Source organism: Aminobacter sp. P4_D5, from assembly GCF_056401815.1.
Window position 1 is genome coordinate 1 of the sequence record NZ_JBFUIP010000040.1, and the last position, 26,274, is coordinate 26,274.

Here is a 26,274-nt window from a genome sequence, read left to right on the forward strand (position 1 = left end):
CTTCTGAATTGGGCGGCGCCCCTGAAGGAAAAAATGCTCCGCGCGGCTGGTGCGCCGGCAAAGCCGTTCCACAATCTTGCCAAAATTAGCAATCGACAAAGTCTATTATTTTTATAGACTAACGGCATGATGGAGATTGCGATGGCACAGACCCAGTATCTCTCACACGGCCGGCCCGCGCAGAACGCGGCTTCGACCGTCAAGCCGGTGGCATTTGCCCAGCTTGCGTCCTACCTCATCTTCACGGTGTCGTTCGGTTTCACCGTGGCGATGGTCGTTGGACTGGTCCACTAGCAGCTCTGATTGGCGCTGGAAGTGGCGTCATGTTCTCTCAACCCAACTGAAGAAGGCTCTTGCGAGTAGCGCGTGAACCGGCGTGGGCGGCGCCAAAAACTGTTCCTGACAAGATGAAGGAGTTTGCGATGCAGATCGACTTCACCCATTGCCCGGGCGGCACAGCCGACAGCGACGAACTTCATAGTTCATTCTTCTCCGATACCGGGGTTGCGGTCCAGCAACTCAGATTGCTCGAACAATCCGGTTTCGACCGGGTGATGATAGATGACATGGGCGGCCTGCTCGCCAATATGGACCTAGCATCGCTGGCGTTACGCAGCACCCGGTCGATCGCCKTCCTTGCCTCGCATTGGCCGGGTATCGTGGCACCTGTCGTTGCAGCCCGACAGTTTGCGACCCTTGACCAGCTTGGCTCCGGCCGGTTGGCGTTGCGGGTGCCGCCGAGCCGCGACCTGCGCGAGACAAATGACGATAGCGGCCTGGTCGCCACGCTGGGGCGGACGGACGAATACCTGACACTGCTCAAGCGGCTGTGGAGCAATGCCCGACCCTTCGACCATGAGGGTTTGTTCTATCGCATCCATGGCGGCTTTGTGCCGATGAAGGCGGCCGACGGCGCTGCCATTGCACTACAGCTCGGCGGATTGTCTGGTACGGCGCTCAAAATCGCTGGCCGTCACGCCGACCGGTTCGAGTTGCCAGTAGGCGGGTTCGAGGACACAGGCCGGCTGATCGAGCGTGTTCGGGTCGCGGCCGATCCATTCGGTCGTGCGCAGCGCATTGGCTTTTCCTTGCCAGTCCATGTCGGCGAAGGCATCCAGGCATGGCAGCTTGGTGGGGCGCCGGAACAGATGGTCTCGGCGCTGGCAGGCTTTGTCGAGCTCGGCGTGACCGATTTCATCGTTCACGGACTCGATGACGCCGACTCGATCGCGGCGTTCGGGCGCCAGGTCATACCGCCGCTGCGCAAGGCCTTCAGGCGGCACGAGCCAGCGCCAGCGCACCGTCGCAACCGGCCAATGGTGCTTCGTCGGGTCGTCTGAGGCGATGGACGCGCCTCAGGCGTGGTGCAAGGCTTCGCTCAGGATGTCGTCATTGGCGGCGTCGCGCACCTGGGCGAGGCTGCGATTGTCGAGCACGCCGGCGATGGCCTGGCGCACCTCGAGCATCATGTGCCTGATCTGGCAGGTGGCCTCGTCGCAGTCGTCGCAGGGCTGGTATTGGGTGCGGCTGGCGCAAGGGATTGGCGCCAGGGGCCCGTCGAGCACGCGCACGACATGGCCGATCTTGATCTCGCTGGCGGACTTGGCGAGGCGGTAGCCGCCGTCCTTGCCCTTGCGGCTCTGGACGAATCCGGCATTGCGCAGTTCACCCAGGATGGCGTCCAGAAACTTTTTCGGGATCTTGTTGGCGGTTGCGATGTCGCCGACGAAGGCGAGCTGGCCGGCCGGCAGTTGGGACAGGTAGACGAGGGCCTTGAGGCCGTATTTGCCTTTTTTAGTCAGCATGGTGAACGCGTGTCATCGGCTTTCGGCTGCTTGTGGCAGCGTGAGGTTGCTTGCCGAGGATAACGATTCGTCCCCCATCGCATTCCGGCCTTCACCAGAGATAAATTCCACAGACTTGATATACAAGCCGAAACACGTTGATTTTCCGTAAGTTTTGCGGGTTTTCAGGCTGATTCAGCCTGCTGCGTAGACTCGGGCCCGCTCGATGGTGATGACGCCCTGTTCACGAGCGCTGACCTGGGTCTCGGGGGTGACGTCGAGTTCGATCGCTTCGCCCGACGCCGTGACCGCAAGAATGCGCCGACCAGCTGGCCGATCGATGACCCGGGCGACGGTCGCTGGGATGCCTTCGCCTGCCGAATTCCAGCCGAGATCGCTTGGGCGCAGGAAGATTTCGACGGGGCCGTCGGGGAAGCCGGGCGCGGGGATTTTGGCGTCGCCGAGCCGGGCATGGCCGCCCGAGACGGTCGCTGCAAAGCGGTTGGTGTCGCCCAGAAAGTTCATGACGAAGGCCGAGGCCGGGTTGCGGCAAACGTCTTCGGGCGTGCCCTGTTGCACGATCTGGCCCTTGTCGAGGATGACGACACGGTCGGCGAGGTCGAGCGCTTCTTCCTGGTCGTGGGTAACGAACAGCGTGGTGATGCCAAGCTCCTGATGGATTTCGCGCAACCAGCGGCGCAGATCGCGGCGCACATTTGCGTCAAGTGCCCCAAAAGGTTCGTCGAGCAAAAGTACCTTGGGATCGACGGCGAGCGCACGGGCAAGGGCGACGCGCTGGCGCTGGCCRCCTGAGATCTGGCCGGGGAAACGTTCGCCCAGGCCGTCGAGCTGGACCAGGCGCAAAAGCTCGGCAACACGGGTGTCGATGGCGGTCTTGTCGCGGCGGGTCTTGGAAACCTTCATGCCGAAGGCGATGTTCTCCGCCACCGTCATATGCGGAAACAGCGCGTAATGCTGGAAGACGAAACCGACGCCACGGTCGCGCACCGGAATGTCGGTGGCGTCTTCGTCGCCGAAATAGATGTGACCGGCATCGGAATATTCGAGGCCCGCGACCATGCGCAGGATGGTGGTCTTGCCCGATCCGGAGGGGCCGAGCAGGGCGACGAGTTCGCCGCTTTCGATCTCCAGTGACACGCCGCGTACGGCACGGAAGGTCTCGAAGTTCTTCGCGACATTGTCGAGGCGGATTTTCATGACGAAACCTCAGCGGAAACGGTTTTTGGAGCAGCAACTGGTGCTGCAAGCGCAGGGCGGCGGCGGGCACGGCCCGCGCCCTGGCGTTCGAGCAGGACCTTGGCGATGAGTGTGACTACAGCGAGCAGCGCCAGGATGGAGGCGGCGGCGAAGGCGCCAGCCGTCTGGTAGTCGTGGTAGAGCAGCTCGATATGCAGCGGCAGCGTGTTGGTCTGGCCGCGGATGTTGCCCGAGACGACCGAAACCGCGCCAAATTCGCCCATGACGCGGGCATTGCACAGCACCACGCCGTAGAGCAGTGCCAAGCGAATGTTGGGCAGGGTGACGGAGAAGAAGGTGCGCCAGCCCGACGCGCCGAGCGATGTTGCTGCTTCTTCCAGATCGCGCCCTTGCGCCTGCATCAGCGGGATCAGCTCGCGGGCGACGAAGGGGGCGGTGACGAACATCGAGGCGAGCACGATGCCGGGCAGGGCGAACAGGATCTTGATATCGGCGGATTCGAGTGCCGGCCCGAACAGGCCCTGCAGGCCGTAGACGAAGAGATAGGCGACGCCGGTGACAATCGGCGAGATCGAGAACGGAATCTCGATGACGACAAGCAGGAAGCGGCGGCCCCGGAAGTCGAATTTGGTGATCGCCCAAGCTGCGGCGACGCCGAAGGCGGTGTTGATCGGCACGGCAATCAGTGCAGTGACGACCGTAAGCCAGATGGCGTGCAGGGTGTCGGGATGGGTGATCGCGGCGGCATAGACCTTGATGCCTTGCGAAAACGCCTGGTAGCCGATGACGGCCAGGGGGGCGATGATGACGATGGCGACCAGCGTCAGCACGATGCCGATCAGGGCGCGGCGGAAGGCTGGTGCGTCGCCGACGCGCGGCGGGCGGCCTTTGATAGAAGCGCTCATCTCAACCCCTCGCCGTGTAGCGCAGGGCGCGCGCCTGCAGAATGTTGGTGACGGCAAGCATCACGAAGGCAGTGATGAGCAGCACCGAGGCAATCGCCGCGGCGGCCTGGTAGTCGTATTCCTCAAGCCGGATGAAGGCGAGGAGTGCCGTGATCTCGGTGGACATCGGCTGGTTGCCTGCAATGAAGATGATGGCGCCGAACTCGCCGAGGCTGCGGGCGAAGGACAAGGACAGGCCGGCGAGCAAGGCGGGCGCCAACAGCGGCAGGATGACCCGCAGAAAGATCGAGCGGTCGCTGCCGCCGAGTGTTTGGGCGGCTTCCTCAAGCGCGGGGTCGAGGTCTTCCAGCACCGGCTGAACCGTGCGGACGATGAAGGGCAGGCTGGTGAAGGCCATGGCGACCATGATGCCGAGTGGGGTGTAGGCGACCTTGATACCGGCTTGAGCAAGGACCGAGCCGAACCAGCCGTTTTCGGCGAACAACGTGGTCAAGGCAATGCCGGCGACCGCTGTCGGCAGCGCGAACGGCAGGTCGACGAGCGCGTCGATGAAGCGGCGGCCGGGAAAGCGGTAGCGCACCAGGACCCAGGCTAGCGCCATGCCGAAGACGAGGTTGAAGACGGTTGCGGCCAGTGCCGAAAGTGCTGTGACGCGGTAGCTGGCAACCGCGCGCGGCGAGGAGACGATGCGCCAATAGTCCTCGAAACCGAGGCTGGCCGCCTTGAAGACCAGAGCGCCGAGCGGCAGCACGACGATGATCGAGACGTAGACGAGGGTTATCCCCAGCGCCAGGGGAAACCCTGGCAGAATGCGGCGCGCCACTGAAATGCCTTCCTGGATACATCAATGCGGAAAGCCGGCATGGCCGGCTCTCCAATTCTCAACAACAATGGGTGGCGAGGGTCAACGTTCGCCGTAGATCTGGTCGAGCAGGCCGCCCGAACCGAAATGCTCCTTCTGGACCTTGTCCCAGCCGCCGAAGACGTTCTCGACGGTGACCAGGCGAACCTCGGGGAACTGGTCCTTGAATTCGGCAGCGACGGCAGGCTCGTGGACGCGGTTGCCGTGCTGGGCGGCAATGCGCTGTCCCTCAGGCGTGTACAGGAAGTCGAGATAGGACTTGGCCAGATCGCGCGAACCGCGCTTGTCGACGACCTTGTCGACGATGGCGACCGGGAACTCCGCCAACAGGCTGACGGACGGGATGACGCTCTCGACCTTGTCGGAACCGTATCCCTTGGCGATCGAGCGGGTTTCGGCCTCGAAGGTGATCAAAACGTCACCGATGTTGCGCTCAACGAAGGTGGTGGTGGCGGCGCGGCCGCCAGTGTCGAACACCGGTACGTTGTCGAACAGCTTGGTCACGAACTCCTTCACCTTGGCGTCGTCGCCCTTGAACGCTTCTTTGGCGTAGGCGGTTGCCGCGAGATAGGTGTAGCGCGCGTTGCCCGAGGTCTTGGGGTTGGGGAAGATCACCTTGACGTCGTCGCGGACCAGATCGGACCAGTCCTTGATGCCCTTGGGGTTGCCGGCGCGGACGAGGAAGGACGGCAGCGAATAGAAAGGCGAGGCCTGGTTGGCGAAGTCCTTCTTCCAGTCGTCGGAAACGAAGCCGTTCTTGACCAGGAACTCGATGTCGGTGACCTGATTGAAGGTGACGACGTCTGCCTCAAGCCCCTCGACGATGGCGCGCGCCTGCTTGGAGGTGCCGGCATGTGACTGGTCGACGGTGACGCCGGGGTTCTTGGCGATGAACGCCGCGTTCTCGGCGGCGAAAAGCTCGCGGGCGACATCATAGGAGGCATTGAGCAGCTTGTCTGCGGCATTGGCCTGCAGCGGGCCGGCGAGGAGCGCGGCGAGGGCGACGCCAACGAGTAGAAAGCGTTTCATGGGGGCATTCTCCTGAGACAAGCGGCAAATGGCTAAAGTAGGCCGCAAGATAGTCGGGAGGTTGCGTTCGCGGGAGGCAGAGGCAAGTTGCCTCTGCTACGGGATGGAGATTTTTTGTCTACTTTTGGCATTGCAGAAGAAATCATTTTCCGGCCCGACAGTCGTGTCCCTGTCGAACCGAAAAATCCCGACTATTTGTCGGTGACGCCTGCTTCGGCAAAACTCGCCATGCGGGCGTGGCATTCGAGCGCTGAGCGCACGATGTTGACCGCAAGGCAAGCGCCCGAGCCTTCACCAAGCCGCATGCCCATATCGAGCAGGGGCGAAAGCGAAAGCGCTTCGAGAAGCTGGCGGTGACCGGCTTCGGCGGAGACATGGGCGGATAGGGTGTGGGCAAGGCCCTGGGGGTGCAATTTCGCGAGCGGAGCAGCAGCTGCGGTGACGACAAAACCATCAAGCAGGACGGGCACGCCAAGGTGACGCGCGGCGAGCGTGGCGCCCAGGATTGCGGCGAGTTCGCGGCCACCGAGTGCTGCGGCAACAGCTAACGGATCGGCGAGGCTCGCGGCGTGGCGAGCAAGGCCAGCGTCGATAGCGGCGAATTTGCGCGACAGGCCCGAATCGTCGACGCCTGTGCCACGGCCGGCCCAATCGCAGCCTGTGCCGCCGAAGAGTGCCGCGGCTATTGCCGCAGCAGGGGTCGTGTTGCCGATGCCCATTTCGCCGAAGCAGATCAGGTCGAGGTCCTCGTCGACCGCTTCATAGCCGGTGGCGACGGCGGCGAGGAACTCCGCCTCGTTCATCGCAACGTCTTGCGTGAAGTCGCCGGTGGGGTGGTTGAGGTCGAGCGGGATCACCGACAGCTCGGCACCGGCAAGGCGGGCGAGCTGATTGATGGCGGCACCGCCGCCAGCAAAATTCGCCACCATCTGAACCGTTACTTCGGAGGGATAGGCCGACACGCCTTGGGCGGTCACGCCATGGTTGCCGGCAAAGACAATGACCTTGACCCTGTCGAGGCTGGGCATGTCGCGACCCTGCCAGCGCGCCAGCCAAGCGGCGATGGTTTCGAGCTTGCCCAGACTGCCGCGCGGCTTGGTCAGCGTATCCTGGCGGCGCGCGACTGCGTCTGCCGCGGCATCGCTGCCAGCCGGTAGGTCAAGGCAGGCTGCGCGCAATTCATCGAGCGATTTGAAGGCCATGGCTGCGAATACTCCTGATATGAATCAAGCCAGGATGGCGGAAGCGGCGAAAAGCAACGTGATCTCGGCGAGCTGCTGGATGGCGCCGATGGTGTCGCCGCTCTGGCCGCCAATCTGGGCGAGGCAGAGTTTTCGAAATGCGACAAACAGCAGTGCCAGGCAAAAGGCAGCGACGACCGCGCCCTGGAGGCCGAGCAGCAGCAACGCCACAGCGCCGACGGCGAGGGCAGTCAGGACAACACTGTCGGACAGCGTGCCGACACCGGCCGACAGGCCGTCGATGCGTGCCTGTGGCAACATCTGCATGAAGGTGGGGATGAGTGCGCGCGAGGCGACATGGGCGACGACGAGGCCAATAAAGACGTGGCCGAGCGTGGTCAGTTCCGATATCGCGCTCCAGCGCGCGAGGATCGACAGCGCCAATGCGCAGGCGCCATAGGTGCCGATGCGGCTGTCGCGCATGATCTTGAGCTTGCGCTCGCGCGTGCGACCGCCGCCGAAGCCGTCCGCAGTGTCGGACAGCCCGTCCTCATGCAGGCAGCCGGTGATGAGCATTCCAGCTGTCAAGGCAAGGGCTGCGGCGAGGCTGGGCGAAAGGCCGAGCAGCGTAGCGACGGCGTAAGCGAGCCATGCGACAGCGGCGACGACCAGCCCGGCCAGCGGTGCGGTCCAGATGGCGTCGGCCAGTGTGCGGTCGCGCACTTCGAAATGTGCCAGCGGCAGGCGCGTGAAGAAGACCAGTCCGATGCGGAAGTCGTCGAAGATTGTCGCCGGCGGGGCCATCTCAGGCCCTCGCTATGGCGTGGAAGAAAGTACCAGTGACGTAGCCGCGTCGGCCACCGAACGTGCCGATTGGATTGCCCTGGCCGTCGGCGATGTCGCCGAGCGGCAAGTCCTCGCCTTTCTTGACCGTCTGGGCGTAGTGGAACTCGTGGCCACGGATGGCGTCGCCGGCTTCACCCAGCGGGCACGGTGCGGCGAGGCGCGCCTGGCGATAGCCAAGATTCATCTTGCGCTTGGCGAAGCTGGTGGCATGGCCGAGCAGGCCGAGCATCGGGTGGGTCGCGCCATCGGCGTCTTCGATGGTTTCGCCAAGCACCATGAAGCCACCGCACTCGCCATGGACCGGCTTGGTCTCGGCGAAGTGGCGTGTGCCCGAGAGGAAACTTTGTGCCGCGGCGAGCCGGCCGGGGTGCAGTTCGGGATAACCGCCGGGCAACCAGCAGACGTCGCAGGAAGCGTCTGGCGCCTGGTCGGCGAGCGGCGAGAACGGCACAAGCTCAGCCCCCACGGCGCGCCAGTGGGCGGCGACGTGCGGGTAGAGGAAGGTGAAGGCGGCGTCCTGGGCGAGGGCGATGCGCTGGCCGGGCGGCGAAAGCGCAAAGCTCTGGTCGCCACAGCCGGGCGAGAGCGGTGTGGCGAGGGCCATGATGGCATCAAGGTCGAGCGACCGCTCGGCCATGTCGGCGAKCTTGTCGATGTGGGCGAAGAGGTCGGCGTGCTCTTCGGCCTGGACGAGACCGAGGTGCCGTTCGGGCAAAGACAGCGTCGGATCGCGCAATATGCCGCCGACGACGGGCAGGCCGAGCGCTTCGATGGCGTCGCCGGCGAGCTTGCGGTGGCGCTCGCTGCCCAGACGGTTGAGCACGACGCCAGCAATGTGGACATCACGGTCGTAAGTGGCAAAACCCTTGGCGATGGCGGCCGCCGTCTGCGACTGGCCGGAAACGTCGAGCACCAAAAGCACCGGCAGGCCGTAGAGCCGGGCGAGATCGGCGGCGGCGCCCGAGCGGCCGTGCGGGGCGGGAATGCCGTCGAACAGGCCCATGGCGCTTTCGATGATGACCAGGTCGGTGTCGCTGGCTGCATCCGTTGCGAGCTGATTGAGCAGGGAAGGCGGCATCGCCCAACTGTCGAGATTGACGCCGGGCAGGCCGGTGGCCGCTTTGTGGAAGCCGGGATCGATGTAGTCGGGCCCCGATTTCGCGCCGCGCACGCGAACGCCTCTACGACCAAAAGCACGCAAAAGACCAATGGTGACGCTGGTCTTGCCCGAGCCGGAGCGCGGCGCGCCGATGATCAGCCCGCGCGCGGTCATTTTTGCCCCATGAGTTCGGCACGCAATGCAACGATGCCGCCGACGACGATGAGCGCGGGGGAGACGACTTTCTCGCGCCGGGCGGTCTCGATCAAAGTGCCGAGCGATGCGGTGACCGTGCGCTCCTGCGGCATTGAGGCGTTCTCGACGAATGCTGCCGGCGTATCCTCTGGCAGCCCTGCTGCCAAGAGTTCCGCCACGGTGTCCGCCATATGCGTCAGGCCCATATAGATGACGATGGGCTGGCCGGTGCGGGCAAGGGCTGCCCAGTCAGGCCGGTCGTCGCTGACAGCGGCAAATCCGGTGGCAAGGATGATTGCGCCATTGACGCCGCGCATGGTCGCGGGAATGCCCGCCGAGGTCAGGCCGCCGAAAGCCGACGTGATGCCGGAAAGCACACGCCAGGGTATGTTCTCCCTCGTCAGCACCAGCGCTTCTTCCGCGCCACGGCCGAAGACGAAGGGATGCCCACCCTTCAGCCGCACGACCTTGCGGCCTTCCCGCGCCAGCTTCACCAGAAGTGCGTTGATATCGTCCTGCGGGATCGAGAGCCTGCCGCCGCGCTTGCCGACGAAGAATTTTTCGGCTTGCTCGGCAATATCAAGGATTTCGGGGGTCACCAGCGAGTCATGCACCAATGCGTCGGCCTGGGCGAGCGCCGACAGCACATCGAGCGTGAGACAGCCGGGATCGCCCGGCCCGGCACCGGCCAGCCAGACATGGCCGGGTTCGAGCAGTTGAGGCTCGTACTTCAAACGTGCAATGGCTTTTTCGAGACTCATGCGTGTCGCTTTCGCCGATGACGCGCGGGCTTGGCCAGCCTATAGATCGCGTCATGAATGAAGAAGATCGTCCGCTCAAGCGCGGCTGGACCACCGGTGCCTGCGCCACCGCCGCGACCAAGGCGGCGTGCATCGCATTGAAGTCGGGGCAATTCCCCGACCCGGTGGAAATCACCTTGCCGAGCGGCCAGAAGGTGGCTTTCGCGCTGGCGAAGAACGAGCGTTTGGACGGTGCGGCCATGGCCGGTATTGTCAAGGACGCCGGCGACGATCCCGATGTGACGCATGGGGCGTTGGTCATGAGCACGGTGCGGCCGGGCAGGCCAGGCAGCGGCATCATTTTCAAGGCGGGCAAGGGCGTTGGCACAGTGACGCGGCCGGGCCTGCCGATCCCGCCCGGCGAGGCCTCGATCAACCCGGTGCCGCGCAAGATGATCGCTGCTGCGATAGCCGAGGTGGCGGGGGAAGGTGCCGACTACGAGGTCGAGATTTCGGTTGCCGGCGGCGAGGAGATGGCACTCAGGACGCTGAACCCGAGGCTCGGCATCCTGGGCGGCATTTCGATCCTGGGGACGACGGGCATCGTCATTCCTTATTCCTGCTCGGCCTGGATCCATTCCATCCATCGCGGCGTCGATGTGGCGCGCGCCATGGGCTTCGACCATGTCGCGGGCTCGACCGGAAACGCCTCCGAGATGGCGGTCCAGAAATTCCACGATCTGCACGAAGTCCAACTGATCGACATGGGCGACTTTGTCGGCGGCATGCTGAAATACATCCGCGCTCATCCGGTGCCAAAGGTGACGATCGCCGGGGGCGTCGCCAAGATGACCAAGCTGTCGCAAGGCCTGCTCGATGTGCATTCGAATAGAGGCTCCGCCGATCTGGAAGGGCTGGCTTCGGTGGCCGCGGAGGCCGGAGCGGACGAAGCGCTTGCCGCGCGTATCCGTAGCGCCAACACGGTGGCCGAAGCCTTCATCGAGGCCAGAAAGGCCGGCGTCGGTATTGGCGATGCGATCGCCAAGGCGGCCTGGCGCACTGCGGCCGCTGCCCTCAACGATCCCGATATCGCGCTCGAAATCCTCGTCTTCAACCGTGAAGGAGAGTTGATGGGGCATGCGCCCTTCGCCTCGTCTCATAACCCGTCGCGGCCCCTGAAGCGGCGCTGATAATAGGCGTCGTAGAGCGAGCTTTCGCGAAAATCCTCTGCAGCCAGCGAGGCGCCCACGAAGATGATGGCGGTGCGCTCGATCGGGTCCTTGGCCAGTTCGGCCGCGATGGTTGACAGCGTAGCGCGGATGACACGCTCGTTCGGCCATGAAGCGCGGAACACAATCGCCACTGGGCAATCCGGGCCATAGTGAGGGGTGAGTTCCGAAACGACCTGATCGATGGCGTGGATGGCCAAGTGAATGGCGAGCGTGGCGCCGGTGCGGCCGAAGCCGGCGAGCGTTTCGCCCGGCGGCATCTTCGACGCGCGACCTGAGATGCGGGTCAGCACCAGGCTCTGGGCGACTTCCGGAATGGTCAGCTCGCGCTTGAGCGCTGCAGCCGCAGCGGCGAAGGAGGGCACGCCCGGCGTCAGTGTGTAGGCGATACCGTGCTTTTCCAGCCGCCGAATCTGCTCGGCGACCGCACTCCACACTGAGAGATCGCCGGAATGCAGACGGGCGACGTCATGGCCGGCTGCGTCTGCGGCGACATACTCAGCTTCGATCTCCTCGAGCGACATCGGAGCGGTATCGACCAGCCTTGCGTCCTCCGGGCAGTAGGACAAAAGCTCAGGCGAGACGATGGAACCGGCATAAAGGCAGACCGGACAGGCGGCCAGGACCTTTGCGCCGCGCACGGTGATGAGGTCGGCGGCACCCGGGCCGGCGCCAATGAAATGAACGGTCAAGTGCTGGCTCCACTGATGGCGATGGCGCAGGTGGCCGCGCCGACTGATATGCGCGGGCCAAGCAGGCTCGAGCCGTCGCCGGCGGCGGCAAGGGCTGAGGCTTCCGAGACGGACGGCGTGCCTGCGGCTTCGAGCGAGGCTTGCGAGCGGCTGAGCGTGCGTGGCTCTGCGGCCTTCAACTTCGTGTCTTCTACGACCAGCAAGGGGAGGTCGAGGGTTCGTCCAGCGGCAATGATGCCTTGTTCGTCTCGCTTGAGCGCGGCAGTGGCGAGCGCTGAGAGTGCGGTTACAGCCAGGCCGTGCGCTTCGAGCGCGGTTTCGATGGCGGACAGAATGTCTTCGTGCGCTGCGCCTTTGCGGCAGCCGATGCCTGCGATCATCATGGCTTTACCCAGCTCCATTGCGTGACCGGCATTGCCGGCCGCCAGCCGGTCATCGAGCCAACAGGGGCGGCGCGGGAGACTTGAAGGCGAATGAGGTCGCCGCCGAGGGCGGCATGGCTTGCGAGCAGCAACGTTTCCATTTCAAGCGTGACGGCATTGGCGACGAGACGGCCGCCGGGACGAAGCGCTGCGATTGCCGCGTCGAAAACGCCTGGCTCGCTGCCGCCGCCGCCGACGAAGATGGCGTCGGGTGTGGGCTGATCGGTGAGAGCTGCGGGGGCGGCGCCATGCACGATTGCGAGGCCGGGCACGCCACAAGCCTTGGCGTTGCGGCCAATACGTTCGACGCGCTCAGCATTGGTCTCGATAGCGACAGCACGCAGCGAGGGATGGCAAAGCATCCACTCGATCGAGATCGAGCCGGAACCTGCGCCGATGTCCCACAACAGCTCGCCGCGCTGCGGAGCAAGCGCCGACAGCGTCATGGCGCGGATTTCGCGCTTGGTGATCTGGCCGTCATGTTCGAACAGATCATCGGCGAGGCCGCAAGCAAGCGGCAAAATGCGAGCTTCCGGAGTTGATTCAATCTCAAGTGCCAAAACATTGAGCGGATTGATTTTTTGGAGGTCGAAGGCCATCGCGTTGGTTGCGCGAATTCGCTCGCTTGGACCGCCAAGAGCTTCGAGAACCGTGAGTTTCGAGCCCCCAAAACCGCTGTCTGCGAGCAGTTTCGCGATGGCAGCCGGCGCTTCGCCGTCCGAGGTCAGTGCGAGGATGCGGGCGCTGGGCTGCAGCAGCGGGCGGATCAGCTCGATGGCGTGGCCGTGAAGCGAGATCGTCTCGATGTCCTGCAAAGACCAGCCAAGGCGCGAGGCGGCGAGCGAAAAGGCAGAAGGGGCTGGCAGTACCCGCATTTCCGCAGTTGGGACCGCTCGAGCCAATGTGACGCCGACGCCATGGAAAAAGGGATCGCCGGAGGCGAGCACGCAGACCTTTTGGCCACGGAGGGCGGTGACGTTGCGCATTTCGTTGTCGAAAGGCGTCGGCCAGGCGTGGGCCTCGCCGTTGATCAACCCGGCTGCCAACGCCAGATGGCGCTTGCCGCCGAAGACATGGGTCGCGGCCGAGATCGCGCGCTTGGCCTCGTCGCCGAGACCCGCTACACCGTCCTCGCCGATGCCGACGACCGTCAGCCATTTATCCATCGGCGTGAAATCAGCAGGCATGATGACCCACCGCATATTGATCTTGGGCGGAACCACCGAGGCGAGGCAACTGGCAGCGCAGCTCGCTGCGCGCACCGGCCTCGACATCACGCTTTCCATGGCTGGCCGCACTGAAAATCCGGTCGAGCAGCCGGTGCCGATGCGCAGTGGCGGTTTTGGTGGAGCGCAGGGCTTGGCCGAGTGGCTTGCCGCGCACAAAATCGACCTGCTGATTGATGCCACTCATCCCTATGCTGCGCGCATTTCGGCCAATGCGGCCGAGGCTGCGCGCCTGTCCGGCGTGCCGATTCTGGCACTGCGCCGCCCTGCCTGGGAGGCGGTCGCCGGCGACAACTGGACGCTGGTAGACGATGCCGACGGAGCGGTGGCTGCGCTGGGTGTAAATCCGCGTCGCGTCTTCCTCGCGCTTGGCCGGCAAGAGATCGCGGCTTTCGTGACTGCGCCCCAGCATTCCTATATCATTCGCAGCGTCGACCCGATCGAGCCGCCGCTCGGTGTGCCCGATGCCACCTACATTCTTGCGCGCGGGCCGTTTCGGGAGGTCGACGAGCGCGCGTTGCTCAAGGAGAATCGCATTGACGTCATCGTCGCCAAGAACAGCGGCGGTGCGGCCACCTATGGCAAGATCGCAGCCGCGCGGGGAATTGGGACCGAGGTGATCCTGTTCCGCAGGCCGGAATTGCCGGATGTGCCATCCGCCTCGACCGTTACCGCGCTGCTCGACCTTATCGATCATTAGTTTGCCCCGACTGCAAAGCGCGGCGTGTAGACAAGCGGACGCTTGCCATCGCGCTCGATGAGACGGGTCTCAGGTGAGCCGATGATGACGCAGGTCGCCATGTCGGCTTTTTCCGCAGCGGCCTCACCAAGCGTGACGATTTCGATCCGTTCGTCGGGTCGGCCGGCGGCACGGCCGAAGATGACGGGCGTCGACGCGGGCAGATGCGCGCGTAGCGTCTCAAACGCGCTGCCGAGCTGCCAAGGGCGTGCCTTGCTGATCGGATTGTAGAGCGAAATGACGAAGCCGGCGGTAGCCGCCGCCACCAGCCTGCGCTCGATCAGTTCCCATGGCTTCAAATTGTTCGACAGGTTGATCGCGCAGAAATCATGGCCGAGCGGTGCGCCGACGCGGGCGGCAACGGCGAGCATGGCGGTGACGCCGGGCACGATGGCGAGGTCGATGTCGCGCCATTCCTTGGGGCCGGCCTCGATCGCCTCGCAGATTGCAGCGGCCATGGCGAAGACGCCGGGGTCGCCGCCAGAGACGACAGCAACGTTGTGGCCGGATGCTGCCATTTCTAGCGCGGCGTTGGAGCGGGAAATCTCCTCGCGATTGTCGGAGGCGACGCGCGCCTGGTCGGGGCGTAGGTCGAGGCGATCGAGATAGGGCTTGTAGCCGAAGAAGTAGCTGGCTTCGGCAACGGCGCTGGTGGCTTCCGGCGTGACCTGATCGGCATTGCCGGGGCCGAGGCCGATGACGACGAGGCGGCCGCTCATAGCTCCGCCCCCGGCTTGCCGGCCCAGCCTGGCACCAGCACGATGGCGAAATAGGGTGCGGTGTCGTCGGCCTTGTCGACAAGCCGCATCGACAGCGTGTTCGGCATTGTGCCGCGCTCGACATAGATGGCGCGGTCGAGCTTGCCGGTGACGTCAAGGGCCTTGCGGATCTTGGGCAGGTTGCGGCCGACTTTCATGATGACGGCGGCGTCGGTGTCGGCGAGGCGGCGGGTCAGCTCGAACTCGCTCATGGTGCCCGGCAGCACCGACAGCACGTCGTCGCCCTGGACGATCGGCACGCCCGTCTGCGACCAGCAGCCGGACATGGCGGTGACGCCGGGGATGATTTCGGTCGGGAAGAGGTGCGACAGCCGCACATGCAGGTGCATGTAGGAACCATAAAACAGCGGGTCGCCCTCGGACAGGACCGCCACAGTGCGTCCCTCCTGGAGATGCGCTGCAACCGCCCGCGCTGACTCTTCATAGAAGCCTGTGATCGCTGCGCGGTAGTCGTCGTGATCCTTGTCGATCTCGGTGGTGACCGGGTAGAGCAGCGGCAGTTCGATGACCTCAGCGCGGAAATGCGCGTCAGTGATGGTGCGGGCGTTGCTGTTGTTACCACGTTTGGCAAAATGGGCGATCACGTCGGCCTCTGCCAGCGCACGCACCGCCTTCAAGGTCAGCAGTTCGGGATCGCCCGGGCCGGTGCCGACGCCGATGAGGCGACCTTTCTGAGCTGATGTCACAGGCCCGGCCTCGCAAGTGCGTTGAGGGCGGCGGCGGTCATGGCGCTGCCGCCGAGGCGGCCACGCACGATGGCATAAGGCACACCATAGGAATTTTCGGCCAGCGCGTCCTTTGATTCGGCAGCCCCAACGAAGCCGACCGGCATGCCGATGATGGCGGCAGGCTTGGGCGCACCGTCACGCAGCTTTTCAAGCAGATAAAAAAGCGCGGTCGGTGCGTTGCCGATGGCGACGACCGCGCCGGCCATTTTATCGCCCCAGAGGTCGATGGCGGCGGCGGAACGGGTGTTGCCGACTTTTTGCGCGATTTCGGCTGTTTGCGGGTCGCGCAGCGTACAGATCACCTCGTTGTCAGCGGGCAGGCGGGCGCGGGTGACGCCGCGCGCCACCATCTCCGCGTCGCAAAAGATCGGTGCGCCGGCCTTGAGGGCTGCACTCGCTGCGGACACGAAGTTTTCGGAGAAGACGAAATGTTCAGCCGCCTCGACCAGGCCGCAAGCGTGGATCATGCGCACGGCAACATCGGCTTCCTCTTCGGAAAAGCGCGAGAGGTCGGCCTCCGAGCGGATGATGGCGAAGGATCGCTCGTAGATGGCCATGCCATCGTGGATGTAGTCGTAGGCGGCCATGGTCATCCTTGTCGTAACGATTGCGCCAAGCGCTTGGCGCCAAGCCGGGCGAGGCAAGCGGTGGCGTCCTCATGCGGCTGTCGCTCGGCGGCGAGAAGTTCTGTGAGCCGGCCAACGCCACGCGCGGCTTCATATCCTGCGGTGTAAGCAGCCGGAAGCCCTTTCGCCGTTCCGCCGACGACAAATGCCGCGCCTTTTTCGTCACCGACGATGGTGAGGGCAGCGCGGCCGGGATGGGCGCAACCCTTGGCGCAGCCGGAGACATGCAGGCTAAGTGTCGGGTCGAGGTCTGGGCCGATGGTTCGCGCGATTTCGGCCGCCACGTCGCGCGCGGCGATCATGCCGGACGCACATGCTGGCGCGCCTGGGCAGGCGGCGATGCGGCTGCGCGGATCGGCGGCGGCAGTGACGAAATCGAGTCTTTTTGCTTCCAAGCGAAGTGCGTCGCAGGCGGGGTGCGTCATGCCCATGAGGAGGAGTGAACGGGCGGGAGCGGGACGGATGCCGGATGCGCCAAGCTTGATCGCGGCTTCGCAAAGGGAAATTAGCGTTTCGGCGCGGGCAGAGCCGAACGGCAGGGCAATGCCGAGGGCGATTCGGTCCTCGCCTAGGGGCAGGATTCCAATGGAAGATGAATCGGTTGAGGGGATTTGCTGGGAAAATGAATCATCAGCTGCGGTGGTTAAGTGGTGATCTTTCGACCCCCCCTCTGTCCTGCCGGACATCTCCCCCGCAAGGGGGGAGATCAGCCATTGCGTCGGTTTCCGCCAATCTCCGGTGTCAGTGTGCCCGGCGGACGTGGCGCTAGGGGTGTCATATTCTGCAAGATCAGGGCACGGAGCACTGACGCCGAAGTGGCCGATCTCCCCCCTTGCGGGGGAGATGTCCGGTAGGACAGAGGGGGGGCGGAAGGAGTGAGACGTTGCCGAGACTTCGATTGCTTCCAGGATGGCGGGCACCGCCAGGTCGCGGGCGCGAGCTTGGCGCCCAAGGGCCGCTACAGTTCCCAGTATGGCGACTGTAGCATGGCAGGCGGCTTCCGCACTGAACTCGCCGACCAAGGTCGCGGCGTCTGCGTCGCCGGCGACTGACAGACGCCAGTGCTGGGCGTCGGCGGCTTCTAACCTGACATCTGCCATGATGGCGTCGAGGCGGATCTGGCCGCGACCGTCCACCACCACGGAGACTTTGGGACCGAGCCGTGCGGCTAGGTCGGCGGCGGAGATTGCCTGGCGGATGGCCGTTGCGAGCGGCGCGGGATCGGCTGTTTCCGTAGGGTCGATCCCCGCAAGTGGACTTGTGTCGACGGGAGCGCCGGTGCGAACCACAATGCCGAGCGCATCGACTTCGGCGGCAAGTTGCGCGGCGCTTTGGGTGGTCAGGCCGCGGATCTGGATGCTGCCGCGAGCGGTAACCTCAACGATGCCGTTGCCATGGCGAAGCGCGGACTCACAGAGTCCGATCAATAGCTTGGGCGCGATTTCTCCAGCAACTGGATTGAGCCGGACGAGCAGTCCGTCGCCTGTCTGCATCGGGGCGGAAAGAGCGGGGCAGGCGCCACGACGTGAGAAGGTGCTCATGCCGCGACCTCTTTTTCCGAGGCTTCGGCGATCAATGCGGCGAGATCGTCGTCGATGGAGTTGCGCAAGGGATGCCATAGGCCGCGACGCCGGGCGGTCGCGAAACGTTYGGCGATGAATTTCGCCGCTGCCGGGTTCTCGCGCAGCATGAAGGCACGCACGGCATCATTGCCGAGATAGGCGTCGTGGACGGCCTCGATCAACGCGCCTGATATGGCGTTGGTCGTTTCGGCAAAGCCGATCAGGCGGTCGACCGTTTCGGCGAACTCCGAGGCGCCGCGTGGGCCATGACGCATCTGGCCGGCGATGAAACGGGCGTTGGTGGCGCGAGCACGTACGACGCGGCCGACGGCTTCCGTGACCGAGCGCGGGCGCGGCTTCTGCGGGTCCGTGGTGTCGAGCACAATGACGTCGGCGTTTTTGCCGAGTGTGGCAAGAGCTGCCGTAAAGCCGCCTATGAAGGCGACGTCGGCGGAGCCTTCGAGTATGTCGCGGCCGGGGTCGTCGCCGGTGTGAACCAGCAAATCTGCTTCGGCGATGCGGCCGGCAAAGGCCCCGGGCGCGGAGACACCTTCACCCTCGGCGCCGCCATAGGCGTGCGAGGCCGCGTCGAGATAGGCGCGGCCGAGTTCGTCACGCGTGGTCCAGTCGCCCGAAGACAACAGGTCCTCAAGGCCCGCGCCATAGGTGCCGGGCGATGAGCCGAAGATGCGTGGCTCGACTTTGCCCGAAGCGCGGGTGCTGGCGGCGAGCGGGTTTTCGTGGTCGTCCTCCTCGCGTGTGGCGACCGCGCGCGCTGCCGCATCGATCAGCGCGATCTGGGTCGGGAACATGTCGCGGAACAGGCCTGAAATGCGCCAGGTCACGTCGACGCGCGGGCGGCCAAGCGCTGCCGGCGGCAACACCTCGATGCCTGTGACGCGGCCGGTGGCGGAATCCCACTGCGGCCGGCAGCCCATCAGCGCCAGGCCTTGGGCGATCTCTTCGCCGCCAGTGCGCAGCGAAGCGCTGCCCCAGAGATCGATAACCAGCGCGCGTGGCCAGTCGCCATGGCCCTGTAGATAGCTGCGCATGATTTCGTCGGCCGCAGCCTTGCCGAGGTCGAAGGCGGTCGGCGTCGGCATGGTACGCGGATCTGATGTGAACAGATTACGGCCGGTGGGCAAAACGTCGGTGCGTCCGCGCGCCGGGGCGCCCGAGGGGCCGGCCTTAACGTGACGGCCGTCGAGCGCGGCGATCAGGCCCTCGCGTTCGCTGGCAGCACTTTGCCTGCGCATCGCGTCGTGTTCGTCGTCTGAGGCGCGACCATAGATGTGCAGGCCATCCTTGATGGCGAAATCCTTGAGGTCGCAAAGCCAGGCGTCGATACGGCGCAGTGCCTCGTCTGGCGCGTCGGTGTTGGCAACGCCGGCTTCGCTGGCGAGGCCTGTCTGGGACGCCATCTCGACGATCAGCTTGGCCAGCCGGTCGCGGCGGCGGCGGTCAAGGCCATCGGCCTGGGCATATTCGTCGACCAGTCGCTCAAGCTTGTGCTGGTTCTCGTCGAGGCCGGCACTGGCAAGTGGCGGCGGCAGGTGGCCGAGCGTGACGGCCGAAATACGGCGCTTGGCCTGGGCTGCCTCACCAGGATTGGAGACGATGAAGGGATAAATGACAGGCAGCGAACCGGTGACGATTTCGGGAAAACAGGTCTGGCTCAGAGCGACAGTCTTGCCCGGCAGCCATTCAAGTGTGCCATGCGCACCGACATGGATGATCGCGTGGACGCCGAGCGACTTTTGCAGCCACAGGCCAAAGGCAAGCAGCGCATGCCGTGGCGGCAGGGTCGGATCGTGATAGTCGGCACGGCGATCGGCCGAGCGACCGCGATCCGGGGCGAGGGCCACCGTGACGTTGCCGAAGGTGGAGGCGCAGAATGGAAAATGGAGTTGCCTCTCACCCTTACCCTCTCCCCTCAAAGACGGGGAGAGGGGGGCGTCGGCGTTGCGGCCGTCTTCCTTCTCCCCGGCGTTACGGGGAGAAGGTCCGGCAGGGGATGAGGGGCGGTGCGATGGTGGAGTTGTTACAGCCTCCAGCGCAGCTTCCCCCCACGCCGCCTCAACCACGTTCCTTGCATCCGTGGGCAGATCAGCGGACTGCGCGAGATAGTTATCAAGCGCCAGTCCATGCCCACCCGCCTCGATCAGGTCGAGCAATTCGCGCGGAGTTTCCGGAATCGATTCAACGCCGTACCCGGCGTCCTTGAGGTCCTGCAGCATGGCCAAGACGCTGTTGGGTACGTCGAGGCCTACGGCATAGCCTGTGCGGCCGGGCGCGCTGGGATAATCGGGGATGAGAATCGCGAGCTTGCGCTTTTCGGGCGGCGTCTCGCGCAGCCTGAGATGTGCCGCGATGCGGGTTGCGACCTGTTCGACACGGTCCGGCTCGGGCCGGTTGGCCAAGGCGCGGAAGCCGAGCGCCGGGTCGAGTTCGCTCTCGGACTTGAATGAGATGGCGCCTGCGAGGATGCGGCCGTCGAGCTCGGGCATGACGACATGCATCGCAAGATCTGCCGGTGCCAGCCCACGCGGGCTACCCTCCCAGGCTTCGCGGCGGGTGGTGGCGACGATCACCTGAAACACGGGAACGCCGGCCCGGTCGAACAGTGTTTCCGCGCCGGGTTCCGCTCCTGAGGCAAACGCTGTAGCCGTGATGATGGCTGATGGCTCTAACGCAAAAAGAGCCGCCTCGACAAAGCTGAGCGATTCCTTGTCCTTCAGGCTTGATACGAAGATCGGGACGGGCCGGATGCCTTGGCGGATGAGTGCGTCGGTCAGTGCGTCGACGGGGGCGACATCGGCTGCCAGCAGCATCGAGCGATAGAACAGGATGGGGACGATATCACCTTCTCCCCGTTCACGGGGAGAAGGTGCCCCGAAGGGGCGGATGAGGGGCGGCGCAAGGGCGTCGAGCGTTGGCTCCTGCCCCTCGTCCCCCTGCCAGGACCTTCTCCCCGTGAACGGGGAGAAGGGGGATTCGACCACGCCTCGCGCCGGATCGTAAAAACCGGCTTTGGGCACCGTCACCGGTGCATTGGCATCGGCTTTCGCTTCCGCGCTCGCCAGTCCTGCGAGGCGCGCAACCAGCGCCTTCATGTTTTCCGGTCCGCCTTCGCGGAAATAGCCAAGCAGCGCGTCGAGTTCTGTGCGCGGCAAGGTCGAGCCTTCGACCAGCCGCGAGTCCGAATCGTGGCTTTCGCCCGGCAGCAGCGCAAGAGCGATGCCCTTTTCTCGAGCCATGGCAGCGAGTTGGTCGCAACCGTAGCGCCACCAGTCATAACCGCCGAGGATGCGGACGATGATGACCTTGGCGTGCGCCGCTACACTGTCGATCCAGAGGTCGACAGACATCGGATGCCTGAGGTCGCGCAGGCTGGCGAGCCGCATCGATGGCAGGCTTGCCGCGTCCGCCTTCCAGGCGGCGGCGATGCCAGCGAGATCGCTGTCGGTGAAAGACAACGCCACCACATCCGCAGGCGTTTGCCTGAGATCGACAGGCTCGACGAGATCGTCGAGCGAGGCGGATGTGGTGGTGAGGATGTGCATCTATCTGGCCCGGCTCAGCCTACAAGAATGCGCTCGATGGCCGGGCGGTCGAGGCCCTTGAGGCCGATCACCACCAGACGCGAGCGGCGGTCGTCTTCGGCCGTCCAGGCGCGGTCGTAGTAGTGGTTGACGCGCGGACCGACAGCCTGGACGAGCAGGCGCATGGGCTTGCCGCCGACTTCGACGAAGCCCTTCACGCGCAGCACGTTTTCTTCCTCGGCGGCGGTGGCGACGCGCTTGGCCAGTTCATCCGGGTTGGAAATCGAAGGAATGTCGATGACGAACGAGTCGAAATCATCGTGCTCGTGGTCGAAGGCGCCGTCGTGATGGGTCTTGCGGTTTTCGATGTCGTCTTCGACAGCGAGGCCAAGGCCAAGCAGCACCGAAGGGTCGACCTTGCCGTGCGCGGTCTGCACGATCTTGACGGCGCGCGACAGGTGCTCGCCGACAATGGCGTTGGCGCGCGCAAGGCCGGCCTCGTCGAGCAGGTCGCTTTTCGACAGGATGATGAGGTCGGCGCAGGCGACCTGGTCTTCAAACACTTCTTCGACCGGATCATCATGGTCGAGCGTCTCGTCCTGGGCGCGCTGGGCGGCGAGCGCGTCCATGTCGGCGGCGACCTTGCCTTCTGCGAGCGCTGGGCCGTCAACAACGGCGATGACGCCGTCGACCGTGACGCGGCTCTTGACCGTGGGCCATTGGAAGGCCTGGATCAGCGGCTTGGGCAATGCCAACCCCGAAGTCTCGATCAGGATGTGGTCGACACGTGGCGAACGCGACAGGATCTGGTCCAGTGCGGGGACAAAATCGTCGGCGACGGTGCAGCAGATGCAGCCRTTGGCCAGTTCGACGATGTTTTCCTCCGGGCAGGTGTCGATGCCGCAGCCTTTGAGGATTTCGCCGTCGATGCCGACATCGCCGAACTCGTTGACGATGATGGCGAGGCGCTTGCCCTTGGCGTTTTCGAGGATGTGGCGGAGCAGCGTCGTCTTGCCGGCGCCGAGAAAGCCGGTGATGACGGTACAGGGGACGCGTTCGACGGAGGCGGTCATTTGTCTTCCTTGATGAGGTCGAGGGGAGGGATGCGCGCGACAAGGCCGCGCTTGAGGCTGTCGGGACGGCCTCGCCACGGGATCAGGCCGTCGGTCGAGGTGGCGAAGAGTTTTGCGCCGGTGATCAGGTCGTCGCCCGAGCTAATGGCGAGATCGCCGAAGACGTAGCTCCATGAGCCGTCGCGCAGGATCGCCGCACTCAGGCGGCGCTTGCAGTTGCCGAGGCATTCGACGCTGCGCACCGTGATGCCTTCTTGTGCAGCGGCGGCGCGTGTGGATTCGGCGAGCTTGGCGCCTGCGCGGGGATGAGCGTCCGAGCCGTTTTCGTCGCGGCAGGATGAGCAGACGAGAATCGTCACATCCGCTGCGGCGCGCAGGTCGGCGCCATCGCTGGATGCGTCCAAAATTTCGACAGAGAGATTGTCGTCGAGTTCCAAAATACCAGGCTCCTTGCCTGGGACACCCGCCAGGCGATCGGATCAATGTTTCAGACGGCAGGTCTCCTGGCTCGCGAGTCGTCGCCTTCGTGCCGCCTTCCCGGGAGGACATCCCAGTGGTTACCGGTCTTGGCTCGTCGCTTACAGTTGCGGGGACAGCCGCGGATTTGACGCCAAAAGCGCCGCACCGCATTCCCTCTTAGCTCCTCCCCTTGCCGGGAGGAGACCGTCTGGGTCGATTTAKGCTTTCGCGAGGGGTGGAGTCAACGTGAGGGAGCGACCCGCAATGTCGCTCAGCGCCGGTCCGAGATCGCCGGCCGGTGTGACCTTGATGCTTTCGAGGCCAAGCCAGTCACGCATCTGCTGCAGCTCTTCATAGAGTTCGGCCGCCGTTTCGGGCGGGGCGCAGGGCTCCGCATAGGCGGCATGGACGCGCAAGACACCGGCTGGGCGGTCAGCTTTGAGGTCGACGCGCGCGACGATTCGTTCGCCGAGCAGGAAGGGCAGGACATAATAGCCATACTGGCGCTTTTCGGCCGGCGTGTAGATCTCGATTCGGTAGCGGAAGCCGAACAGGCTTTCGGCGCGGCTGCGTTCGAAGACCAGCGGATCGAACGGCGCGAGCAAGGCGCGGGCACTGACCTTACGTGGAATGCGGGCCTGGGCGTGCAGGTAGGCCTGCTTGTCCCAGCCCTCGACGCGGACGGGAATCAGTTCGCCCGTTTCGACCAGCTCTTCGAGGCGACCTTTCATTTCGGCGGGCGACAGGCGGAAGTAATCACGCAGGCAGGCGGCCGTCGCGACGCCATGGGCCCGGGCGGAGATTCGCAACAGTTCGCGATGCGCGTCGGCCGGGGCAGGGATGGGACTGTTGTAAATGCCCGCGGGCAAGACTCGCTCGGGCAGATCATAAAGTCGCTCGAAGCCACGGCGCGAATGGGTGGTGATGCGGCCAGCCCAGAACAGCCATTCGAAAGCGTGTTTTTCCCGGCTCCAGCCCCACCAGCCGCCCGAACCTTTGGCGCCTTCAATCTCGGAAGCGGCGATCGGGCCGCGGTCGACCACGTGGCGGAAAATCTCCTCTATGTAAGGCCTGTTCGCGCGGCCGAACTTGGCAAGCCCGCCATACATCCCTTCCTCAGCCCGCGCCATACGCCAGCGCATCAGGGGAAAGGTCTCTAGCGGCAACAGCGAGGCTTCATGCGCCCAGTACTCGAAAAGCAGACGCTTGCTCGACTGCATGGCGTCGTCGAGCAGCGCCATCGGGTAGGGGCCGAGGCGCGAATAAAGCGGCATGTAGTGCGCGCGCACAACGGCACTGACCGAGTCGATTTGGAACAGACCGAGGCGGTCGAGCACACGCTGCAGGTGACGTCGCGTGATCGTGCCTGTGGGGCGCGGGTCCATGAAGCCCTGGGCCGCAAGCGCGATGCGGCGGGCGGTGGGGAGTGAGATTTTTTCCTTCATTGCGGCAAGCTATCGCAGTCTGTTGTGAGGTGACGCAAGGGTACGAGAATCGATCTTTGTTGCAAACGCTAGCAGGTCTGCGGTTCCTGACTTGTCAGGAGCCTAAAGTGGAGTAAAAGACGAAGGAAATCAAATAGGAGCCACGCGCGCAGGATTTTGGTCCAGCGGTGGGGTTTGCCTCGTTTTGGACAAGGTTGGACTTGCTTCGCCCGACCGCCTGCGCTAACCGTCGCCGCATTGCAGCACGACCGTTTCGTCCGGCTCGGCGAGAATCTGTCGCGCTTCCGGAAACGGACCTCGTGCTGTAAATCTGGGTGGATAGGCCACCAACGGAATTCGCAGCATGAACGCTCTCTTGAGTTCGTATCTGCCCATCGTCATCTTCATCGGTGTGGCGCTTCTAGTCGGCATTGCGCTTATCGCGGCGCCCTTCCTTGTCGCCTATCGCAATCCGGATCCGGAGAAGCTTTCTGCCTACGAGTGCGGCTTCAACTCGTTTGACGACGCGCGCATGAAGTTCGACATTCGCTTCTATCTGGTCTCCATCTTGTTCATCATCTTCGACCTCGAGGTCGCCTTCCTGTTTCCGTGGGCGGTGTCCTTCAGCAAGATCGGCATGCTCGGTTTCTGGTCGATGATGATCTTCCTGGCCGTTTTGACCATCGGCTTTATCTATGAGTGGAAAAAGGGAGCGCTGGAATGGGATTGAACGACGCCTCCGGCACCCTGATCGCACCGAAGCCGAAAGGCATCATCGATCCGAACACCGGCAAGCTCATCGGTTCTGACGACGCCTTCTTTGGCGACCTGAACAGCGAGCTTTCCGACAAGGGTTTCCTTGTCACCTCGTCCGAGGCGCTGATCACCTGGGCGCGCACCGGCTCGCTGATGTGGATGACCTTCGGTCTGGCGTGCTGCGCCGTCGAGATGATGCACATCTCGATGCCGCGCTATGACGCCGAGCGTTTCGGCATCGCACCGCGCGCCTCTCCGCGTCAGTCGGACGTGATGATCGTSGCKGGYACGCTGACCAACAAGATGGCACCGGCCCTGCGCAAGGTCTACGACCAGATGCCTGAGCCACGCTACGTCATTTCGATGGGCTCGTGCGCCAATGGCGGCGGCTACTATCACTATTCCTATTCGGTGGTGCGCGGCTGCGACCGCGTCGTGCCGGTCGACATCTACGTGCCAGGCTGTCCTCCGACCGCTGAAGCGCTGCTCTACGGCATCCTGATGCTGCAGAAGAAGATCCGCCGCACCGGCACGATTGAGCGGTGAGCCCAGATGAGTGAAGCCCTGAACGACCTCGCCGCATACATTGCGGAAAAGCTCGATGCGGACATCGAAGAAAGTGCCGTCGCCTATGGCGAGCTGACGCTGACGGTGAAGGCCGCCGACATCGTCGATGTGCTGACCTTTCTGCGCAGTGACGTGCAGTGCCAGTTCGTGTCGTTCATCGATGCGGCCGGTGTCGACTATCCGCAGCGCCGCAAGCGCTTCGACGTCGTCTATCACCTGCTGTCGCCGCACCAGAACCTGCGCATCCGCGTCAAGGTCAGCACGGACGAGGATACGCCGGTTCCGTCTGTGACGTCGGTTTATCCGGGCGCCGACTGGTTCGAGCGCGAAGCCTACGATATGTACGGCATCCTGTTCTCCGGCCATCCGGACCTGCGTCGCTTGCTGACGGACTATGGCTTCGAAGGTCACCCGCTGCGCAAGGACTTCCCGCTCACCGGCTTCGTCGAGGTTCGCTACGACGACGAGCAGAAGCGCGTCGTCTACGAGCCGGTCGAGCTCAAGCAGGAATTCCGCAATTTTGACTTTTTGTCTCCTTGGGAAGGCACCGACTACGTGCTGCCGGGCGACGAAAAAGCCAAGACGAATTGA

27 protein-coding genes and 1 riboswitch are annotated in these 26,274 nt (G+C 64.3%); of the genes, 7 read left to right on the plus strand and 20 right to left on the minus strand.

Features of this window, described 5'->3' with window-relative positions:
• Positions 1–141 precede the first annotated feature (141 nt).
• Positions 142–294, plus strand: coding sequence for a hypothetical protein (locus AC1DWF_RS11175; protein WP_476784844.1), 153 nt, complete (start codon positions 142–144; stop codon positions 292–294).
• 128 nt (positions 295–422) lie between these two features.
• Positions 423–1,340: an LLM class flavin-dependent oxidoreductase gene (locus AC1DWF_RS11180; RefSeq protein WP_476841683.1), complete on the plus strand. Its 918-nt coding sequence runs from the start codon at positions 423–425 to the stop codon at positions 1,338–1,340.
• Positions 1,341–1,355: 15 nt separating this feature from the next.
• Here the strand turns inward: AC1DWF_RS11180 and AC1DWF_RS11185 are convergent, their stop codons facing one another.
• The 9 genes from AC1DWF_RS11185 to cobA all read right to left on the minus strand — a co-directional run bounded on the left by AC1DWF_RS11185 (position 1,356) and on the right by cobA (position 9,880).
• A complete protein-coding gene (locus tag AC1DWF_RS11185; RefSeq protein ID WP_476784842.1) occupies positions 1,356–1,805 on the minus strand; it encodes an RrF2 family transcriptional regulator in 450 nt (149 codons plus the stop codon).
• Positions 1,806–1,979: 174 nt separating this feature from the next.
• The gene (locus AC1DWF_RS11190) at positions 1,980–3,002 is read right to left on the minus strand and encodes a sulfate/molybdate ABC transporter ATP-binding protein (RefSeq protein ID WP_476788340.1); all 1,023 of its coding nucleotides are present in this window, start codon (positions 3,000–3,002) and stop codon (positions 1,980–1,982) included.
• Positions 2,999–3,907 carry a sulfate ABC transporter permease subunit CysW gene (gene cysW, locus AC1DWF_RS11195; RefSeq protein WP_476784840.1) on the minus strand — a complete coding sequence of 303 codons (909 nt, stop codon included), beginning with the start codon at positions 3,905–3,907 and terminating at the stop codon, positions 2,999–3,001. Before cysW ends, AC1DWF_RS11190 begins: the two co-directional genes overlap by 4 nt.
• 1 nt (position 3,908) lies before the next feature.
• Positions 3,909–4,730: a sulfate ABC transporter permease subunit CysT gene (gene cysT, locus AC1DWF_RS11200; protein ID WP_476784839.1), complete on the minus strand. Its 822-nt coding sequence runs from the start codon at positions 4,728–4,730 to the stop codon at positions 3,909–3,911.
• 81 nt (positions 4,731–4,811) lie between these two features.
• Positions 4,812–5,798, minus strand: a complete 987-nt coding sequence (gene cysP, locus AC1DWF_RS11205; RefSeq protein ID WP_476788338.1) for a thiosulfate ABC transporter substrate-binding protein CysP — start codon at positions 5,796–5,798, stop codon at positions 4,812–4,814.
• Positions 5,799–5,989: 191 nt separating this feature from the next.
• Positions 5,990–7,000: a nicotinate-nucleotide--dimethylbenzimidazole phosphoribosyltransferase gene (cobT, locus tag AC1DWF_RS11210; protein WP_476786590.1), complete on the minus strand. Its 1,011-nt coding sequence runs from the start codon at positions 6,998–7,000 to the stop codon at positions 5,990–5,992.
• 24 nt (positions 7,001–7,024) lie between these two features.
• Entirely contained in the window at positions 7,025–7,783 is a 759-nt protein-coding gene (gene cobS / locus AC1DWF_RS11215; RefSeq protein ID WP_476786591.1) for an adenosylcobinamide-GDP ribazoletransferase, read from the minus strand.
• 1 nt (position 7,784) lies between these two features.
• Positions 7,785–9,098, minus strand: coding sequence for a cobyrinate a,c-diamide synthase (locus AC1DWF_RS11220; RefSeq protein WP_476841684.1), 1,314 nt, complete (start codon positions 9,096–9,098; stop codon positions 7,785–7,787).
• Entirely contained in the window at positions 9,095–9,880 is a 786-nt protein-coding gene (gene cobA, locus AC1DWF_RS11225) for a uroporphyrinogen-III C-methyltransferase (protein WP_476788336.1), read from the minus strand. Before cobA ends, AC1DWF_RS11220 begins: the two co-directional genes overlap by 4 nt.
• Before the next feature lie 53 nt (positions 9,881–9,933).
• Here cobA and AC1DWF_RS11230 point away from each other — a divergent pair, with 53 nt between their 5' ends.
• The gene (locus AC1DWF_RS11230) at positions 9,934–11,049 is read left to right on the plus strand and encodes a cobalt-precorrin-5B (C(1))-methyltransferase (protein ID WP_476783523.1); all 1,116 of its coding nucleotides are present in this window, start codon (positions 9,934–9,936) and stop codon (positions 11,047–11,049) included.
• Here AC1DWF_RS11230 and cobM read toward each other — a convergent pair.
• From cobM to cbiE, 3 genes are read right to left on the minus strand one after another with little or no spacing between them, the layout of a single operon-like run.
• Positions 11,016–11,780: a precorrin-4 C(11)-methyltransferase gene (cobM, locus tag AC1DWF_RS11235; protein ID WP_476788335.1), complete on the minus strand. Its 765-nt coding sequence runs from the start codon at positions 11,778–11,780 to the stop codon at positions 11,016–11,018. The genes AC1DWF_RS11230 and cobM overlap by 34 nt on opposite strands.
• A complete protein-coding gene (locus AC1DWF_RS11240) occupies positions 11,777–12,163 on the minus strand; it encodes a cobalamin biosynthesis protein (protein WP_476783519.1) in 387 nt (128 codons plus the stop codon). Before AC1DWF_RS11240 ends, cobM begins: the two co-directional genes overlap by 4 nt.
• Entirely contained in the window at positions 12,160–13,389 is a 1,230-nt protein-coding gene (gene cbiE, locus AC1DWF_RS11245) for a precorrin-6y C5,15-methyltransferase (decarboxylating) subunit CbiE (protein ID WP_476783518.1), read from the minus strand. The genes AC1DWF_RS11240 and cbiE overlap by 4 nt, the downstream gene beginning before the upstream one ends.
• 1 nt (position 13,390) lies before the next feature.
• Between cbiE and AC1DWF_RS11250 the strand changes: the two genes are divergently transcribed.
• A complete protein-coding gene (locus AC1DWF_RS11250) occupies positions 13,391–14,128 on the plus strand; it encodes a cobalt-precorrin-6A reductase (protein WP_476783522.1) in 738 nt (245 codons plus the stop codon).
• On the opposite strand, the gene AC1DWF_RS11255 is transcribed toward AC1DWF_RS11250, so the two are convergent.
• The 8 genes from AC1DWF_RS11255 to AC1DWF_RS11290 form a co-directional block, all read right to left on the minus strand.
• On the minus strand, positions 14,125–14,886 hold the full coding sequence (locus AC1DWF_RS11255) for a precorrin-3B C(17)-methyltransferase (protein WP_476783517.1): 762 nt from the start codon (positions 14,884–14,886) through the stop codon (positions 14,125–14,127). The two genes, AC1DWF_RS11250 and AC1DWF_RS11255, sit on opposite strands and share 4 nt — an antisense overlap.
• A complete protein-coding gene (locus AC1DWF_RS11260; protein WP_476783516.1) occupies positions 14,883–15,632 on the minus strand; it encodes a precorrin-2 C(20)-methyltransferase in 750 nt (249 codons plus the stop codon). Before AC1DWF_RS11260 ends, AC1DWF_RS11255 begins: the two co-directional genes overlap by 4 nt.
• Positions 15,629–16,261: a precorrin-8X methylmutase gene (locus AC1DWF_RS11265; RefSeq protein ID WP_476783515.1), complete on the minus strand. Its 633-nt coding sequence runs from the start codon at positions 16,259–16,261 to the stop codon at positions 15,629–15,631. The genes AC1DWF_RS11260 and AC1DWF_RS11265 overlap by 4 nt, the downstream gene beginning before the upstream one ends.
• Before the next feature lie 2 nt (positions 16,262–16,263).
• Complete coding sequence (gene cobG, locus AC1DWF_RS11270; RefSeq protein WP_476783514.1) at positions 16,264–17,841, minus strand: precorrin-3B synthase; 1,578 nt, start codon at positions 17,839–17,841, stop codon at positions 16,264–16,266.
• A complete protein-coding gene (gene cobN, locus AC1DWF_RS11275; RefSeq protein ID WP_476841685.1) occupies positions 17,838–21,425 on the minus strand; it encodes a cobaltochelatase subunit CobN in 3,588 nt (1,195 codons plus the stop codon). Before cobN ends, cobG begins: the two co-directional genes overlap by 4 nt.
• 14 nt (positions 21,426–21,439) lie before the next feature.
• A complete protein-coding gene (gene cobW, locus AC1DWF_RS11280) occupies positions 21,440–22,477 on the minus strand; it encodes a cobalamin biosynthesis protein CobW (protein ID WP_476786494.1) in 1,038 nt (345 codons plus the stop codon).
• Positions 22,474–22,914, minus strand: a complete 441-nt coding sequence (locus AC1DWF_RS11285) for a DUF1636 family protein (RefSeq protein ID WP_476786493.1) — start codon at positions 22,912–22,914, stop codon at positions 22,474–22,476. The genes cobW and AC1DWF_RS11285 overlap by 4 nt, the downstream gene beginning before the upstream one ends.
• Before the next feature lie 39 nt (positions 22,915–22,953).
• Positions 22,954–23,160, minus strand: a riboswitch (cobalamin riboswitch).
• Complete coding sequence (locus tag AC1DWF_RS11290; protein ID WP_476804232.1) at positions 23,155–24,381, minus strand: winged helix-turn-helix domain-containing protein; 1,227 nt, start codon at positions 24,379–24,381, stop codon at positions 23,155–23,157. It overlaps the preceding riboswitch by 6 nt.
• Before the next feature lie 343 nt (positions 24,382–24,724).
• Between AC1DWF_RS11290 and AC1DWF_RS11295 the strand changes: the two genes are divergently transcribed.
• Genes AC1DWF_RS11295 through AC1DWF_RS11305 form a run of 3 tightly spaced genes read left to right on the plus strand, consistent with a single transcriptional unit; the run spans position 24,725 to position 26,274 of the window.
• The gene (locus AC1DWF_RS11295; protein WP_476786605.1) at positions 24,725–25,090 is read left to right on the plus strand and encodes an NADH-quinone oxidoreductase subunit A; all 366 of its coding nucleotides are present in this window, start codon (positions 24,725–24,727) and stop codon (positions 25,088–25,090) included.
• The gene (locus tag AC1DWF_RS11300) at positions 25,081–25,662 is read left to right on the plus strand and encodes a NuoB/complex I 20 kDa subunit family protein (protein ID WP_476786604.1); all 582 of its coding nucleotides are present in this window, start codon (positions 25,081–25,083) and stop codon (positions 25,660–25,662) included. Before AC1DWF_RS11295 ends, AC1DWF_RS11300 begins: the two co-directional genes overlap by 10 nt.
• Positions 25,663–25,668: 6 nt before the next feature.
• Positions 25,669–26,274 (plus strand): NADH-quinone oxidoreductase subunit C, encoded by a 606-nt coding sequence (locus AC1DWF_RS11305; protein ID WP_476786603.1) that lies wholly within the window; start codon positions 25,669–25,671, stop codon positions 26,272–26,274.

Excerpts from the sequence above, each read along its gene's own strand:
- AC1DWF_RS11175 (WP_476784844.1), top strand. The coding sequence starts at position 142 with ATGGCACAGACCCAGTATCTCTCACACGGCCGGCCCGCGCAGAACGCG.
- AC1DWF_RS11185 (WP_476784842.1), bottom strand. The coding sequence starts at position 1,805 with ATGCTGACTAAAAAAGGCAAATACGGCCTCAAGGCCCTCGTCTACCTG.
- cysW (WP_476784840.1), bottom strand. The coding sequence starts at position 3,907 with ATGAGCGCTTCTATCAAAGGCCGCCCGCCGCGCGTCGGCGACGCACCA.
- cysP (WP_476788338.1), bottom strand. The coding sequence starts at position 5,798 with ATGAAACGCTTTCTACTCGTTGGCGTCGCCCTCGCCGCGCTCCTCGCC.
- cobT (WP_476786590.1), bottom strand. The coding sequence starts at position 7,000 with ATGGCCTTCAAATCGCTCGATGAATTGCGCGCAGCCTGCCTTGACCTA.
- cobS (WP_476786591.1), bottom strand. The coding sequence starts at position 7,783 with ATGGCCCCGCCGGCGACAATCTTCGACGACTTCCGCATCGGACTGGTC.
- cobA (WP_476788336.1), bottom strand. The coding sequence starts at position 9,880 with ATGAGTCTCGAAAAAGCCATTGCACGTTTGAAGTACGAGCCTCAACTG.
- AC1DWF_RS11230 (WP_476783523.1), top strand. The coding sequence starts at position 9,934 with ATGAATGAAGAAGATCGTCCGCTCAAGCGCGGCTGGACCACCGGTGCC.
- AC1DWF_RS11240 (WP_476783519.1), bottom strand. The coding sequence starts at position 12,163 with ATGATGATCGCAGGCATCGGCTGCCGCAAAGGCGCAGCGCACGAAGAC.
- cbiE (WP_476783518.1), bottom strand. The coding sequence starts at position 13,389 with ATGCCTGCTGATTTCACGCCGATGGATAAATGGCTGACGGTCGTCGGC.
- AC1DWF_RS11250 (WP_476783522.1), top strand. The coding sequence starts at position 13,391 with ATGACCCACCGCATATTGATCTTGGGCGGAACCACCGAGGCGAGGCAA.
- AC1DWF_RS11255 (WP_476783517.1), bottom strand. The coding sequence starts at position 14,886 with ATGAGCGGCCGCCTCGTCGTCATCGGCCTCGGCCCCGGCAATGCCGAT.
- AC1DWF_RS11265 (WP_476783515.1), bottom strand. The coding sequence starts at position 16,261 with ATGGCCGCCTACGACTACATCCACGATGGCATGGCCATCTACGAGCGA.
- cobG (WP_476783514.1), bottom strand. The coding sequence starts at position 17,841 with ATGAGCACCTTCTCACGTCGTGGCGCCTGCCCCGCTCTTTCCGCCCCG.
- AC1DWF_RS11295 (WP_476786605.1), top strand. The coding sequence starts at position 24,725 with ATGAACGCTCTCTTGAGTTCGTATCTGCCCATCGTCATCTTCATCGGT.
- AC1DWF_RS11305 (WP_476786603.1), top strand. The coding sequence starts at position 25,669 with ATGAGTGAAGCCCTGAACGACCTCGCCGCATACATTGCGGAAAAGCTC.